The sequence below is a fragment of the Streptomyces sp. NPDC001493 genome, from assembly GCF_053597235.1.
Genome location: NZ_JBSFHV010000015.1, coordinates 64,055 through 78,084 on the forward strand (window position 1 = coordinate 64,055; position 14,030 = coordinate 78,084).

14 protein-coding genes are annotated in these 14,030 nt (G+C 71.7%); 10 read left to right on the top strand and 4 right to left on the bottom strand.

Features of this window, described 5'->3' with window-relative positions; translation table 11 throughout:
* Positions 1–78: 78 nt before the first annotated feature.
* From ACWCWD_RS21675 to ACWCWD_RS21690, 4 genes are all read right to left on the bottom strand, one after another.
* On the bottom strand, positions 79–756 hold the full coding sequence (locus ACWCWD_RS21675; protein ID WP_450774619.1) for a hypothetical protein: 678 nt from the start codon (positions 754–756) through the stop codon (positions 79–81).
* Positions 757–994: 238 nt separating this feature from the next.
* A complete protein-coding gene (locus ACWCWD_RS21680) occupies positions 995–1,519 on the bottom strand; it encodes a hypothetical protein (RefSeq protein ID WP_450774621.1) in 525 nt (174 codons plus the stop codon).
* Between the two features lie 101 nt (positions 1,520–1,620).
* Positions 1,621–2,316: an NUDIX domain-containing protein gene (locus ACWCWD_RS21685; RefSeq protein WP_450774623.1), complete on the bottom strand. Its 696-nt coding sequence runs from the start codon at positions 2,314–2,316 to the stop codon at positions 1,621–1,623.
* Entirely contained in the window at positions 2,313–2,696 is a 384-nt protein-coding gene (locus ACWCWD_RS21690; RefSeq protein ID WP_450774825.1) for a DUF4406 domain-containing protein, read from the bottom strand. The genes ACWCWD_RS21685 and ACWCWD_RS21690 overlap by 4 nt, the downstream gene beginning before the upstream one ends.
* A gap of 60 nt (positions 2,697–2,756) precedes the next feature.
* Between ACWCWD_RS21690 and ACWCWD_RS21695 the strand changes: the two genes are divergently transcribed.
* The 10 genes from ACWCWD_RS21695 to ACWCWD_RS21740 all read left to right on the top strand — a co-directional run bounded on the left by ACWCWD_RS21695 (position 2,757) and on the right by ACWCWD_RS21740 (position 13,968).
* Positions 2,757–3,518 (top strand): DeoR/GlpR family DNA-binding transcription regulator, encoded by a 762-nt coding sequence (locus ACWCWD_RS21695; RefSeq protein WP_450774625.1) that lies wholly within the window; start codon positions 2,757–2,759, stop codon positions 3,516–3,518.
* Positions 3,519–3,903: 385 nt separating this feature from the next.
* Positions 3,904–4,428, top strand: a complete 525-nt coding sequence (locus ACWCWD_RS21700) for a DUF6879 family protein (RefSeq protein ID WP_450774627.1) — start codon at positions 3,904–3,906, stop codon at positions 4,426–4,428.
* A gap of 18 nt (positions 4,429–4,446) precedes the next feature.
* Complete coding sequence (locus ACWCWD_RS21705; RefSeq protein WP_450774629.1) at positions 4,447–5,295, top strand: helix-turn-helix domain-containing protein; 849 nt, start codon at positions 4,447–4,449, stop codon at positions 5,293–5,295.
* Positions 5,296–5,594: 299 nt separating this feature from the next.
* The gene (locus ACWCWD_RS21710; protein ID WP_450774630.1) at positions 5,595–5,816 is read left to right on the top strand and encodes a DUF7848 domain-containing protein; all 222 of its coding nucleotides are present in this window, start codon (positions 5,595–5,597) and stop codon (positions 5,814–5,816) included.
* 133 nt (positions 5,817–5,949) lie between these two features.
* Complete coding sequence (locus ACWCWD_RS21715; RefSeq protein WP_450774632.1) at positions 5,950–6,852, top strand: protein kinase domain-containing protein; 903 nt, start codon at positions 5,950–5,952, stop codon at positions 6,850–6,852.
* Between the two features lie 380 nt (positions 6,853–7,232).
* A complete protein-coding gene (locus tag ACWCWD_RS21720; protein ID WP_450774634.1) occupies positions 7,233–8,603 on the top strand; it encodes a hypothetical protein in 1,371 nt (456 codons plus the stop codon).
* A 109-nt stretch (positions 8,604–8,712) separates the two neighbouring features.
* Positions 8,713–9,303 carry a GNAT family N-acetyltransferase gene (locus tag ACWCWD_RS21725; RefSeq protein ID WP_450774636.1) on the top strand — a complete coding sequence of 197 codons (591 nt, stop codon included), beginning with the start codon at positions 8,713–8,715 and terminating at the stop codon, positions 9,301–9,303.
* Between the two features lie 36 nt (positions 9,304–9,339).
* Positions 9,340–11,112 (top strand): RNA ligase family protein, encoded by a 1,773-nt coding sequence (locus tag ACWCWD_RS21730; protein ID WP_450774638.1) that lies wholly within the window; start codon positions 9,340–9,342, stop codon positions 11,110–11,112.
* On the top strand, positions 11,112–13,388 hold the full coding sequence (locus ACWCWD_RS21735; RefSeq protein WP_450774640.1) for a poly(A) polymerase: 2,277 nt from the start codon (positions 11,112–11,114) through the stop codon (positions 13,386–13,388). The genes ACWCWD_RS21730 and ACWCWD_RS21735 overlap by 1 nt, the downstream gene beginning before the upstream one ends.
* Positions 13,389–13,557: 169 nt before the next feature.
* Positions 13,558–13,968, top strand: a complete 411-nt coding sequence (locus ACWCWD_RS21740; protein WP_450774641.1) for an SHOCT domain-containing protein — start codon at positions 13,558–13,560, stop codon at positions 13,966–13,968.
* Positions 13,969–14,030: the final 62 nt, after the last annotated feature.

The following is a 14,030-nucleotide window of genomic DNA, read 5'->3' on the forward strand; positions in this document are numbered from 1 at the left end:
GGCCCCCGTGACGGGGGTGGTCGGCGCGCACCGGCACGCACCGTGCTCACCAGCGGCGGAGTGCGGGCGCGACAGCCCTCAGGCGTGGACGACCGCGGGGAATGCCGCCGTCGTGTCGACGTAGTACTTGCGGACCAGCGGGCCGAATCCGTCCGGAGACGTGCCGAGGATCATGTTCTTGATGACCTCGGTGCACTTCGCGTCAGTGAACGCCGACACCTTCGCGACGGTGCCCTTGCCGCCGAGGGCGACAGGACCCCACGCCCGCCGGGACTCCGTCGTGGCGCTGACGTCCGGGTCGAAACCCAGAAAGAAGGGGCTTCCGTCGGGCTCCTGCCCGGTGGCCAGAAGCACGATGACGTGAAAGCCGATCCCGTTCTTGGCGAGGAAAGCGCTCTTCTCTCCGCCCACGTGCCCGGGCGGCCCCTTCAGGATCACGGCGCGGTCGCCGTGCAGGATCTCGCCGATCCCTGCCCACTTGACCGCGATGTCCGGCGCCACCGCCAGATCCGCGGGGTTGTAATGCCTCCCCTGATCGGAACTGAGCCGGTCACCCACCTTCTTGGCGCGCACCTCGCAGTCCCTGTCCAGCATTTCCGTAATGAGGGAATCAGTCGGCATCTGCAGCCAGACCTTGAGATGGTCGAGAGCGGTGGCCTCCGCCGTCTCGTCTATCGCCTGCGAGATCCGAGCCCGCAGTGTTGCGATCGCCGGAGTGGTCACGTCCCCGGCTCCGACGTACGCCTGCACGATCATGAAAGCTCCACCCGGTCAACTCCCTTGCTTTCACTATGACTTACGGGGCGTGCCGTCGGTGGCGCAACCGGGGAAGAGGCGGTCGCGGTCGGTGCGGCCAGGTCTGGGACTTCGGCCTCCGGCCTCCCGGGCTTCCAACTCCTCGAACAGTGAGCCCATCCACCAGCCCTCCTCCACCATCACGGTAGAGACCCATCAGCCAGGAATACAGGCCGTCAGTGCCCGGGCAGTTCAGCGCTCAAGGCCGGCCCGGACCCCGGCTGCCGTCGAGCACGGCCGCAAGGTCCTCAAGGATCCCGACGAACTCCTCGGTCGGGACCTCCGCCACGAAAACCCTGCCCGCATGGTCTGGCTGCCTGACCAGGTGCTCCTCGCGCCAGAACTGAAGAGTGAGCACCAAGCGGTCCGCGTCCCCGAAGAGATGAGCGGTCACGTTGTCGGTGGTGGGCCCCCAGCTCAAGACCCGGAACCGGCTGCGGAGCCGGTACTCCTCTTCAGTCTCGTCATCAGCGCCCGCACGGTGCATGAGACGCCGATGGGTGGCTTCCGGGGACAGGCCGTCGAACGGCAACGGCGAGCTGGCTCCGGAGCGCAACCACGCCACCGTCTCCACCACGTCGGAGCGGAACTGCCCGACAAGCGCCATGTTGTCGTCGCAGGTCAGCCACTGCCCCGCCGTCCACAGGTCCACCCGGCGCAGTGAGTGCTCCCACTCACCGACCTCAGCAGCGAACCTGTCCTTGTCGCCCAGAAGTACGGTCACGCCCGGACCCTGACAGGCTCCACGCTCATCCGCAAGCAAGCCGATGTCGTGTGCTTCCCTTCAAAGGAACCGCACCCTCCGCGTTTCCGCCCGCCCGCCGGTCACCCCTGGCCCGGCCGCTGCCGGGGCTGATACCTCCGGGCGAACGGCCCGTCCAGCGCCGCCCATTGCAGCAGCATGATCGTCTTGCCGTCGGCGATGCGCCCGTCCCGGGTCATGGCGAGGGCTTCGGTGAAGGGCACTTCCAGGACCTCGATGTCCTCCCCCTCCTCCTCCACTCCCCCGCCGACCCCGGTCCGGTCGGCCGCCGCGTACGGGGCCGCGAAGAAGTGGAGCCGTTCGGTGACGGACCCGGGGCTCATGTACGCGTCGAAGACGTGCGTGAGCGGGCCGAGGGTGACTCCGAGCTCTTCGGCCGCCTCGCGCCGGACGGCGGTGATCGGATCGTCCTCGTCGAGCAGCCCGGCGGCGGCCTCGACGAGCATGCCGTCGGGGTGGTCGTTGACGTAGGCGGGGTACCGGAACTGCCGGGTGAGCAGCACGCGGCCCCGCTCGGTGTCGTACGGCAGGACGACGGCGCCGTTGCCCCGGTCGTACGTCTCGCGCTGCTGCGTCTCCCAACGCCCGTCGCGGCGGCGGTAGTCGAAGGTGGTGCGGCGCAGGACGTGCCAGCCCCGGGAGGTGAGTTCGACGGCCTGGACCACAACGTCAGGATTGCGGTCCAGGCCGCGCCCCGCCCGATCGAGGCCGATACGGCCCCGATGGTCGGGAGTGTCGATGCCGGGGCGGGCGGTCATGCGGCCTCGCCCGTCGTACGGCGGGGGATCTCGCCCGCCTCGAAGTAGACGGGCAGGCCACGGCCCCGGGCGGTGGCGACGTCCTGATCGGCTCCGGCGGACTCCCCGGGCAGCCGGAGTACGGCGTCGCAGTGGGCGAGCAGGCGGTGCGCGGTCGGGTAGAGGACCTCGTCCGCCAGCGGGTCGGTGGGACCGGCACCGGCGGAGCGCAGTACGGGCAGGGCGATCCACTCGCCGATGACGGGGACGTGCCCGGCGGCGAAGACCGGCCAGGCGGCAGCTTCTAGGCGGGCGAGGTTGTCGGCCATGGCCTGCGGGTCGCCGTCGGTACCGGAGCGGTAGGGACCGGCGATCAGGACGAGTAGTGGCTTATCGGTCATCTTGCTGGTCATGACGGCTACACTACATGCAGAAACGTGCAAGAACAGGAGAGAGTGCGCATGCTGGCTGCTGAACGACACGCCCATCTGCTCGGTCTGCTCGCCCGCGAGGGCAAGATCGTCGCCAAGGACGTCGCCGCCGAACTGGGGATCTCCGAGGACAGCGTGCGGCGCGACCTGCGCGACCTCGCGGCCCAGGGACTGTGCCAGCGGGTCTACGGCGGTGCGCTGCCCGTGTCCCCGGCGGTGGTCGACTACGAGGCCCGGCAGAGCGTTGCTTCGGAGGGCAAGGCGAAGGTCGCCTCGGTCGCCGCAGGCCTGGTCCGGCCGGGCGGCTCACTGATCCTCGACGGCGGAACCACGGCCCTCGCCGTCGCCCGCGCGCTCCCGACGGATCTCGCCTGCACCGTGATCACGCACAGCCCGACGATCGCCGTGGCCCTGCTCGACCACCCGCGCGCGGAGCTCTTCCTGCTCGGGGGCCGAGTCTTCAAGCACTCGGCGGTGACCTGCGGCGCGGCGGCGGTGGAGGCCGCGCAGAACGTCTCCGCCGACCTCTGCCTGCTCGGCGTCACCGGCGTACACCCCGAGGCGGGACTGACGACCGGGGACGCCGAGGAGGCGGCGATGAAGCGCGCCCTCTCGGCGCGGGCCGCGGACACGTACGTCCTGGCGTCCTCGGAGAAGATCGGCACCGCCTCGCAGTTCCGCGTCCTCCCCTGGGAGCGGGTCACCGGGCTGATCACCGACGCCGATCCTGGCAACGCGGTGATCGAGCAGATCGTGGCGGAGATCGGGGTGGAGATTCTCACCGCCGGCTGACGGCCGAGGACCGGTCGAAACAGCGTGCGCCCGGGCAGCTCCGTGCTTCGGAAGCGTGGCCGAGCGCCTCTTGAGGGTGTGGATCAGCGCGAACGGGCCTTCCCGGCCTACCGATTCCGACAAAGTGGAGAGCGCGCAACCAGGCGCGACGAGTTGGACGGGAGGGGCGCCATGGCCCTACGTTTCGTCGGTAAAGATCCCGAGTCCGGCGACCACGGATCACCCGCCGTATGGGTGGACCAAGAGTCCAAGGACCTGGTGATTCAAGGGTGGACGGCCGACGAGCAGACCGTGAGCGAAAGCTCGCAGGATGTGCGAATCCCCGGACATGAATCGGTGATCAGAGTTCCGAAGCGGATGGTCCCGCTTCTCCGGGAGGCGCTTCGTGTCGCAGAGTCTGACTGACTTTTCCGACCTCATCAGGTCCGTGCGGGAGTCAGCCGTCCACCTTGAGATGCGCGATACGTACGGCGTCGAAAACGAGATCGATGGCTTCGCCGCGTGGAAGCAGGGACACCGGCTCTCCACGGAGGACCCGGCTTCTTGGTGGCGCCCCTGGCTCGACCTCGTGCAGGAGGTCACGGCCAAGGGGGTTGTGATCCGACGGGCCCGCATCATCTCGGAGCCCGTCAGCGAATACATCGCCTTCGAGCACTCGGGCACCTTCACGAACGTCGCGGCCGGGGAACAGATCCGTTGGCTGCCTCGTCGCAGCGCCTCGGACCTTGCGCTTCCGGGCAACGATTTCTGGCTGTTCGACGGCCGACTCGTGCAGTTCAACATCTTCGACGGGGTCGGCCGCTGGGTCCACACGGACCAGACGGAGGATCCTGTCGTAGCCGAACTGTGCGCGTCGGCGTTCGAAGCGGTGTGGGAACGAGCCGTCCCGCACGAGAAGTACACCGTCTGATTCCTGACCGGCCGGCTCATGCCCTCTTCTCCACTCTCCAGCGCCCAAGCGGCACGAGCCTCAGTGGCTACCCGCTTGCAGGGCCTCATGCAGGACGCCGGCCTGACAGGGCATGAACTGGCCGTTCGGTGCGGCTGGCACAAGTCGAAGTCGTCCCGGATCGCTCGGGGGAAAACGCCTCCCTCGGACGCGGACATCCGTGCCTGGTGCGCTGCCTGCGGGGCCGGTGACCAGGCGGCTGATCTGATCGCCGCGTCCCGAAACGCAGAGTCGATGTACGTCGAGTGGCGGCAGATCCATCGAGACGGGATGCGACGGATCCACGAGCAGACCGTCCCTCTGTACCAGCGAACCCGCTCCTTTCGCGTGTACGCATCCAACCTGATGCCGGGGATGCTCCAGACTCCCGGCTACGCGACAGGACTTCTGCGGTCCATCACTGCCTTCCAGGGGACGCCCGACGATGTGGCCGAGGCCGTACGGGCCCGCATGCAAAGGTCCCGCGTCATCCGGGAGGGAGACCATCGGTTCGCCCTGGTACTCGAAGAGACGGTTCTCTACTACCGGGTGAGCGACGATGCCGCAATGGCGGCCCAGCTTGAGCACGTGCTCTCGGTGATGGGGCAGCAGAACGTATCTCTCGGCATCATCCCGGCGAGAGCCCGCCGCACTGTCTGGCCGCTCGAAGCCTTCTACGCCTTCGACGATCGGCAGGTGGCAGTCGAGACCCTGACTGCGGAGATCAACCTGACCGCACCGGGCGAGATTTCCACGTACCTCCGAGCCTTCTCCGAACTGGCCAGGACGGCTGTGCGGGGAGCTGAAGCCCGCACTCTCATCACGAAGGCGCTCGCCACCCTCGGGTGAATCTCTGCAACCGCGTGCAACAGCGTGGGCGCTCCCCAGGCGTGCTTCCTACGGTCTGTGCATCGCCCTGCGAAGTTGCACGGAAAGGCACACGGTGTGAGCGACCTACTGCGTACGACCATGAGCGGACCGGTGAACCTGGCCCTTCCCTTGCCGCCCCCGAAACCGGCACCCGGCTGCGAGGTGTGCGAGGCGCTGGCCGCACAACGTCTGGCGGCGCGAGACAGGGGTGACCTGTCGGCGGCCACCGATGCCGACGTGGAGATCAGGAGCCATCCGCACAAGACGAGGCGGACGAGGTGACGCGCTCGATCGCACGGTTCGTGCAGCATCGCATCGCGCAACACCCGGATACGGATGTGACGTTCGAGGCGGAGTGCCTCGGCTGCAAGTGGAAGGCAATGCCTTCGACAGACGGCGCGGCAGTAGATGTGGAGTGCATGAGCCACGCAGGGCGCAGCAACCATCGAGGCTTCCGCCGTATCTGCACGTCGTTCGCGGCGGTCGTCCGCGACGAGTGACCTGGGGAGCCGAGTTGCGTGGCCAGTGCCTCCCGGCTGCGACCCCAAATCCGGCCGCCGCTCTCGCGACAGCTACCGACGCCGGCGGCAACGTCTTGGAGAGCGTCCCCACCCTGTGGAAGGAGATCAGCACATGGGCCTGCCCGTTCCTCCCCCCGACGAGGCAGTCGACGTCCTCACCCGGCACATCGGCCGCATCGACCACCTCGGCGATCCCACCTCGGTCCAGCTCCTGACCGACCGGCGCGGCTCGCGGGCCTGGAGAATCCGAGGGCTCCTGGGCACGGTCGTGTTGAAGGCCAACGACCCCGACAGCGAAGACGCCCGCGCCAAGGCAGCCGAGATGGCGCAGGAGGACGACCACCTCCTGCGCCTCACCGCTGCGGGCGCCCTCGACCCCGGCTACCGCGTCGACGCCGGGACCTTCGACGGCGGGAGGTGGCTGGCCGTCGACTGGATCGACGGCGCACCTCTGTGGCGTGCTCTCGCCCCCGCCCGCAGCCCCGAAGGAGACCGCGCCTCGGCCCGCCCACAGCTCCTGGGCATCGCCCGTACCTGGGCGGAACACCTGTCCCGGATGCACGCCGCAGGATGGGCCCACGCCGACGTCCAGCCGACCAACACCCTCGTCACCGACGACGGCCGCACCGCAGTCATCGACTACGCCCTCGCCTGCGGTCCCGTCGGGCCGCCCCGCCTGCCTTACCGTGGCGCGCTCACCCACACCACGGCCCCCGAGATCGCCGCCGCGATTCTCGACACCCCCGCCGGAGTTCACGTACAGGCGCAGCCGGCCGCCGACATCTGGAGCCTGGGCGCCTCTCTGTTCTGGTCGTGGACCGGCCACCGGCCCGTCGCCTACGACGACACCACCGACCGGATCGAGAAGCTCGCGGTCATCGCCAGGGGCACCACTCTCACGCTGTCCGACGTCCGGCCGTGGAGGTTTCCCGAGTTCGAGGAGGCCGTCACCGCATGCCTGGCGCCCGACCCCGCCGACCGCCCGACCGCGCAGGAGTTGGCCGCCGCTCGGTGATTCTGCGGCCCCCTGAGTACCGACGGTCCTCCACCGGGTCCTGCCTGCCGGGACCCGGTGCGACGGGACCCCGTTTTCCGTGTCCTGGAGAGCAGGGACACGGCGCTTCGGGACTCCAAAAGCTTGAAAGAACTTGAGAAAGAACCAAACCAACCCCCCTCCCCCACCGGCCGGTTCGAGGGCCGATCCACCGGCCTCGGCGTGTCCTCACCCGGACGGGTGAGTTTCGGCAACTCGGCTGGAGTTTCGCCTGGTTGGCAGGCATATGCTCCCCCCAACAGCAGGGGCATAGGCCCCGCACCGAACATAGGACGGCCCCCGTCGGGACCGGAAACTCCCGAGCGAGGGCCTGACCAATCAGGAAGCGAAGACCTTCCCAAATGGATACCCAGAAGACTAGCGCGCGCCCGCGCGCCCAGGCGGTCGTTGACCGCAGCCGTACCCGGACTTCCGGGCTCTCGCACGTGACCGTGCCGCTCACCAGCGAGTTCGTGGTGGTCGGAAACCACCTGGCGCAGCACCCCGAACTCTCGCTCGTCGCGATCGGCATCTCGGTGCACATCCAGTCGCTGCCGCCCGGCCGCCGCGTGGGCATCAAGGCGCTCGCCGAGCGCTTCCAGGAAGGCGCCGAGACCATCGCGCGGGCCATAAGGGAGCTGGAGCGTTACGGGTACCTGGACCGCCCCCGGGACCGGGTCGGCGAGGGCCGGTTCCTGACGCGGACGATCGCGTACAACCACCCCGACGCCGCCTACCAGGACCGCGCGTCCCGGAAGGCGGTGGCCGAGCTCAAGGCGTCCGAGCGGAAGGCGTCCACCCGGACGGCACTCGGGCGGAAGTCCGCTTCCGTTCCCCGTCAGCGGGCGGGTGCCCCGGCCGCTGTCCCGCGTCACGGCACCCGGGCCGCGCACGGAAGGCGCGGTGCGCAGCAGCGTCCCGTACGGGAGATGTGCATGGCGGCCGACGCGCTGCGGGAGCTGTGGGAGCCGGGGATGGCCGCTACGGACGCGCCTGCTGCCGAAGTGCCCGCCGAGGCTCCGCCGCCGCCCGACGCCGTACCCGCCCCGCCTTCCGTACCCGCCCCGCCTGTCGTACCCGCGCTGCCTGCCGTGCCGGAAGCCGAAGTTGCCGCACCGGGGCCGGAAGTCGCCGCACCGGAAGCCGAGGTTGCCGCACCGGAAGCCGAAGTCACCGCACTCGACACCCCAGTTACCGCCCCCGAAACCACAGTCGCCGCCCCCGACGCCTCGACCATCCGCGCCTCCCTCCCCCGGCCCGTCCAGCCGTCCGCGCCCTCGGCCGCAGAGCTGGAGCGGCACGCCACCGCCGTCGCGCTGCTCAGTGGGCTGCGGGGCAGGGACGAGCGGCTGAGGCTCAGCGAGAAGGACGTGGCGAAGCTCGCGCCGTCCGTCGGCGTCTGGCTGGAACGCGGGGTGGAGCCGGACACCCTGTACCAGGCGCTCCTCGGCGAGCTGCCTGTGGTCGTGAAGTACCCGGTCAAGTTCGTCGGCCGCCGACTGATCGACCTCCTGCCCCCGCCGCTCCCCGCCGATCGCGGTCCCGGCCACCCCCACGGCCGCCGAGAGGCGCCCCGTACCCCCGCCGTCACGCCCATGCAGACCTGCGACGGTTGCGACCGGGCGTTCCGCTCCCCCGCCCCGGGCCGCTGCCGCGACTGCCGGCCGGGCGGCGCGGAAAGCACGGACGGCGCGGGGAGCACAGGCAGCACATGCAGCGCGGGACACACGTGAGCCCCGGCCCCGGGATGCTGCTGCTGCCGCCCGGCCGGGCAGACGGCCCCCACCAGTTCTTCTCCGTAACCCGTTGCGGCGGAGAATTCCACGGACCAGCATGACCGCCATGGACCGACCGAGGCACGTCATCGAGTGCGGAGACTTCGTCCTGCGCCGCTGGCGGGGGCAGAGCGATTTCGCCGGGGCGTTCACGTTGATCGAGGAGTCTCTCGACCACCTGCGTCCCTGGGGGTCCTGGGTCGCCCGGCACAGCGCGGAGAGCACCCGGGACTTCCTCGCGGCGGCCGAGTCGAAGTGGGCGAGCGGTGACGTGTACAACTACGCCATCGCCATGGACGGCGCACTCGTCGGCATGTGCCAGACCTACCGCGGGGCCGGTCCCCAGTGCCGGCGCGTGGGGTACTGGCTGCACCCCGCGGCCACTGGCCGGGGCATCGCCACCAGAGCGACGTCGGCCCTGGTCGCCGAGATGTTCACCTTGCCGGAAGTGGAGTACGTGGAGATCGCGCACGACCTGTCGAACACTTCCAGCGCCGCGATACCGAGGCGGCTGGGGTTCACCGAAGTCCTGCGCGAACAGGGAGCGACACCCACGGCTCCCTCGTGCAGCGGGATCGACGTGGTCTGGCGGCTCCACCGCCCTGCGCCGCCCCTCCGAAATCCCGTCGCCTCCCCGCCCCGCCGCTGCGTAGAGTGACGGTCGCTTTTCCATCAGACCGGGGGCCCGACCGTCATGCGTACGCACTATCCGCGCACCCCGCACCTGCCCTGGTCGCCGGGGGCCACCTCCGACGACGTGCGGGTGGTGGACCTGGCGGCGCTCGCCGGACGCGAGGTCGTCGTGACGGAGAAGCTCGACGGCGAGAACACCACGCTCTACGCGGACGGGCTGCACGCCCGCTCGCTGGACTCCGCCCACCACCCCTCGCGGGGGTGGGTGAAGGCGCTCCAGGGGCGGGTGGGTTCCCGCATACCGGCGGGGTGGCGGGTGTGCGGCGAGAACATGTTCGCGCGGCACTCGATCCCGTACGACCGGCTGGACAGCTTCTTCTACGGCTTCTCCGTCTGGAACGACGAGAACGGCGAGGACAGCGGGGGCGGCGAGGGCGGCAGAGTCGGCGAGGCCGGCGGCCGCTGCCTCGGCTGGGACCGCACCACCGCGTTCCTGCGCGGGCTGGGCATCCCCGTGCCGCCGGTGCTCTGGCGCGGGGTGTTCGACGCGCGGGCGGAGAAGGCGCTGCGCAGGCTCGCGCTCGACACCGGGCGGCAGGAGGGGTACGTCGTACGGCCCGCGGAAAGCTTCGGGGCCGCCGAGTTCGGGCGAGTCGTGGCCAAGTGGGTGCGACCGGGGCACGTGACGACGGGCACCCACTGGATGCACGCGGCGGTCGTCCCGAACGCGCTGGGCCCGTCCGCCGCCCTGTGGAACGTACGTTCCGGCGGTGCGGTCGACGCGGACGCCCTGCACGAGGCGCTCTCCACCGGTACTGCGCAGGGGGACACCGCGCCCGACGCCGACGCCCGTACGGCCCACGCCATGGGCTCTGGCGTCATGGGCACCGGCGTCGTCGGCGCCGACGGCTCCGCGCCCTTCGGTGACGAGCGGCTGGCCGGAGTCCTCGCGGGGCTGCTGCACCGTGACCGCCGGACCTCGATCGCGCCCCGCCTCGCCCCGGCCATCGGGCTGGCGCCGGCCGTCCGGGTCGCCGACCTGGTGGGGCTCCACCGTTCACTGCACCGCCCGTACCCGGACGAGGACCGCCGGACCGGGCTGACCCGCATGTCCTGGGCGGCCGATCTGGGGACCCTGCACGCGCTCGCGGCGGCCACCGCCCCGTCGGAGGAGGCGCGCGGGTACGTCGAGTGGTCCGCGCTCCACGCCGAGGAGGTCCGCGAGCCCGCCGGGCTGCGCGAGGTGTTCGACGGGCTGGAGCCGGACGCGGCCGGCCGCTGCCTGGCCGAGGCCCGCGAGGCGTACGCGCGGGGGCGGATCTCGACCGCCGAGGAGGCGGTCGCCGCGACCTGGCGTTGGCGGTCCGGCGACTTCCCGCGCCTGGTGCTGATGTGCGGGCCGTCCGGCAGCGGGAAGAGCACGTACGCCCGCGAACTGCCCGGGGTCACCACCCGCATCGCCCTCGACGACCTGCGCGAGGCGCGCGGCGACCGGGCCGACCAGAGCGCCAACGCCGAGGTGCTGCGGGAGGCGCTGGACCGGCTGGACCGCGCGCTGCAGCCCCGTACGACGACGGTCTGGGACGCCACCTCGCTCACCCCGAGACAGCGCGCGCTGGTGCACGCCGCCGCCGCGCGCCGGGACGCCATGGTCACGCACGTGGTCGCGTCGGTGGGCGCCGCGGAACTGGCCCGGCGCAACACCCGCCGCACCCATCCCGTACCGCCACAGGTGCAGGAGGCGCAGCTGCGACGCTACGTCCCGCCCTACCCCGGCGAGGCGCACCGGACCTGGTACCTGGGCACGAGCGGAACGGTGGAGGCGAGGGCCTGATGCGGACCAGCGACGAGATCTACCACCGGATCCGGTGGGACGCCCGCTTCGATCCGGCGCGGTTCACCCTCGGGGTGGCGCAGCGCGGCCGGGAGCCGAAGCGGGTGCCGATGCCGCGCTTCACGCCGGGCGGGGAGATCCCCTGGCACCGGGTGCTCTTCTTCGAGGCGGACGGCGAGACGGTGTGGGACCGGGCCTCCGGCCTGGACCGGGTGGACACGGCGGAGGCCGGGCGGGTGCGCGAGGCGCGGTCGCTGCCGTCGCCGTACTTCGCCGCCCGGACCCCGCACGCCTACGACGGCCGGGCGTGGACACCCGCACCCGCTTCGACCGAACTCACCGCACCCACAAGCGGATTGACCGTGCTGACCTGGAACACGCTCTGGGACCGGTACGACTCCGAGCACATCGCCACCGACCGCCGCCGCCCGCTCCTGCTCGACGCGCTGCGGGCCGCCGACGCGGACGTCATCGCCCTCCAGGAGGTCGAACCGCCGCTGCTGGATCTGCTGGCGGGCAGCGCCTGGGTCCGCGAGGAGTACGCGTTCGGGGCCGCCCTCGACGGGCGGGACGTCGCCGACTGCGGGCTGCTGCTGCTCAGCCGCCTGCCGGTGCGCGAGGCCGGGTGGCACCCGCTGGGGCGGCACAAGGCGGTCGCGGCGGTCGTGGTGGAGACGGCGGACGGGCCCGTCACCGTCGCGGTGACCCACCTCAGCAGCGACCACTCCCCCGAGGGCGCCGCCCGCCGGGACCACGAACTCGCCGACCTGGCCACGGGGTTGGCGGGCCTGGAGGGTGAGCTCCTGGTGGTCGGGGACTTCAACGACGGCGGCCCGAACCCGCAGTCGCGGCTCGGCCTGACGGACGCCTGGACGGCGGTGCGCGGCCCGGCCGACCGCACCCCCACCTTCGACCCCTCGGTGAACCCGCTGGCCGCCGTGGGCTCGCTCACCGGCCGGGCCTCACGGCTGGACCGGGTGCTCCACCGCCCGGGACGGCTCCGCCCGGTGGCGGCTGCGCTGGTGGGCGCGGCGCCGGACGCGACCGGCCTGTACGCCTCCGACCACTTCGGCGTACGCGTCGAACTGGCCCCGGCCGGAGCCGAATTGACCCCGACCTTCGAACTGGCGTCGACCGGTGCCGAAGCCGCCCCCGAAGTGGATTCCGGCGTCGGCGAGTCGATCCGCCACCGGGTGGCGGAGGCGCTGCCCGGCGGGAGCGTGCACCTCGTCGGGTCGCGGCGGATCGGCGGTGCGCTGCCCGGCGCGGACGTGGACCTGGTGGCGGCGCTGCCCGGCCCGGTCGGGGCCCGGGCTCTCGGGCGTCGGCTGCCGGACGCCGAGGAGGTGCGCGAGGTGGTCGGGGCCCGGGTGCCCGGGCTGCGTTTCGTCCTCGACGGCGTACGGGTGGACCTGGTGACGGTGGTCCCGGACGGGGTTCCCCCGGCCGAGGCGGTCGAGCGGCGCGAGGAGCTGGGCGCCGCGGCGGCCGTCGCGCTGAGCGCGGTGAGCGACGCGGAGGCGGTGCTCGCGGCCACGGCCCCGTACCGCTGGGCGTTCACCGGGCTGGTCCACGACGTGAAGGCCTGGGCGCGGGCGCGCGGGCTCGACTCGGCCCCGTGCGGCGGGCTGCCGGGCCTGGCCTGGACGGTGCTGGCGGCCAGGACGACCCTCGCGGCGAACAGCACGGGCACCGCCCGGCCGACGCGTACGGCGTTGCTGCGGCGGTTCTTCGCCCAGTGGGCGGAGTGGGACTGGGCCCGGCCCGTGGCGTACGCGGGCACCCCCGAAGCCCCCCGCACCGGTGCCGCCGTCACGATCCTGACGCCGACCGCCCCCGTACGTTCCTGCTCCACGCAGGTGTCGGCGGCCGGCCGGGAGCTGCTCGCCGAGGAGCTGTTCCGGGCGTGGGAGGTGCTGGAGGCGGTGGCGGACGCCGAACCCGTCCCGTACGCCCGGCTCTGCGCCCCGCCCCCGCTCCACCTGCGCCACTCCGCCTGGGCGCTGGTCTCCGTACGCGAGGGCGCGGACGAGGGCCGCTTCCGGGGGCGGCTCCTGGCGTTCCTCGACGCCCTCGCCGGGTCCGGTTCCCCCGACACCCACGCCTGGCCGCGCCCGGTCGCCGGGGGCGCGGACGCGGGGTTCGTCCGGTACGCGGTCGGGCTCGGCGCCACTCCCCCGGACACGCAGCGCCTCACGGAGATCGGCGCGGAGATCCTGCGCGGGCTGCCCGGCGCCCGGGTGAACCGGACGGTGGCGCCACCGCGGCTGAGCTGAGGGGCGCGTCTGCCCGCCACCCCCGGCCCCACCGCCGCCTCAACGCCCCGTCCCACCACCCCGTCCCACCGCCGCCGTCTCCCGCTCGCGTGGCCGACTTCCCCGACCGGACGCAGGATGGATGCTCCCGGGGGGAAGTGGCACGGCTACGGCCCGACAGGAGAGAACGATGAGCGACGGCGTGTATCTGGCCTACGACTATCCGGTCCTCGGAGCCTTCTGGACCGCGATGTGGGTCTTCATCTGGGTCCTGTGGCTGGTGCTCCTCTTCCGGATCATCGCCGACATCTTCCGCGACGACGACATGAGCGGCTGGGCCAAGACCCTCTGGCTCCTCATCGTCATCGTGCTGCCGTACATCGGCGTCTTCGCCTACGTCATCGCCCGGGGCAGGGGCATGGGCCTCCGCGAGCACAAGCACGCGAAGGACCAGCAGCACGCCTTCGAGACGTACATCCGCGAGACGGCGGGCGGCTCCGCCACCCCGGCCGAGCAGTTGTCCAAGCTCTCCGAGGTACGGGCACGGGGCGACATCTCGGACGAGGAGTTCGAGCGGGCCAAGGCGAAGATCATCGGCTGACGGCCGCACAGCGACACCGCCGGGCCCGGTCCGCTCCCCGCCACGGGGAAGGGACCGGGCCC

Excerpts from the sequence above, each read along its gene's own strand:
- ACWCWD_RS21675 (WP_450774619.1), bottom strand. The coding sequence starts at position 756 with ATGATCGTGCAGGCGTACGTCGGAGCCGGGGACGTGACCACTCCGGCG.
- ACWCWD_RS21685 (WP_450774623.1), bottom strand. The coding sequence starts at position 2,316 with ATGACCGCCCGCCCCGGCATCGACACTCCCGACCATCGGGGCCGTATC.
- ACWCWD_RS21690 (WP_450774825.1), bottom strand. The coding sequence starts at position 2,696 with ATGACCGATAAGCCACTACTCGTCCTGATCGCCGGTCCCTACCGCTCC.
- ACWCWD_RS21695 (WP_450774625.1), top strand. The coding sequence starts at position 2,757 with ATGCTGGCTGCTGAACGACACGCCCATCTGCTCGGTCTGCTCGCCCGC.
- ACWCWD_RS21705 (WP_450774629.1), top strand. The coding sequence starts at position 4,447 with ATGCCCTCTTCTCCACTCTCCAGCGCCCAAGCGGCACGAGCCTCAGTG.
- ACWCWD_RS21715 (WP_450774632.1), top strand. The coding sequence starts at position 5,950 with ATGGGCCTGCCCGTTCCTCCCCCCGACGAGGCAGTCGACGTCCTCACC.
- ACWCWD_RS21720 (WP_450774634.1), top strand. The coding sequence starts at position 7,233 with ATGGATACCCAGAAGACTAGCGCGCGCCCGCGCGCCCAGGCGGTCGTT.
- ACWCWD_RS21725 (WP_450774636.1), top strand. The coding sequence starts at position 8,713 with ATGGACCGACCGAGGCACGTCATCGAGTGCGGAGACTTCGTCCTGCGC.
- ACWCWD_RS21730 (WP_450774638.1), top strand. The coding sequence starts at position 9,340 with ATGCGTACGCACTATCCGCGCACCCCGCACCTGCCCTGGTCGCCGGGG.
- ACWCWD_RS21735 (WP_450774640.1), top strand. The coding sequence starts at position 11,112 with ATGCGGACCAGCGACGAGATCTACCACCGGATCCGGTGGGACGCCCGC.
- ACWCWD_RS21740 (WP_450774641.1), top strand. The coding sequence starts at position 13,558 with ATGAGCGACGGCGTGTATCTGGCCTACGACTATCCGGTCCTCGGAGCC.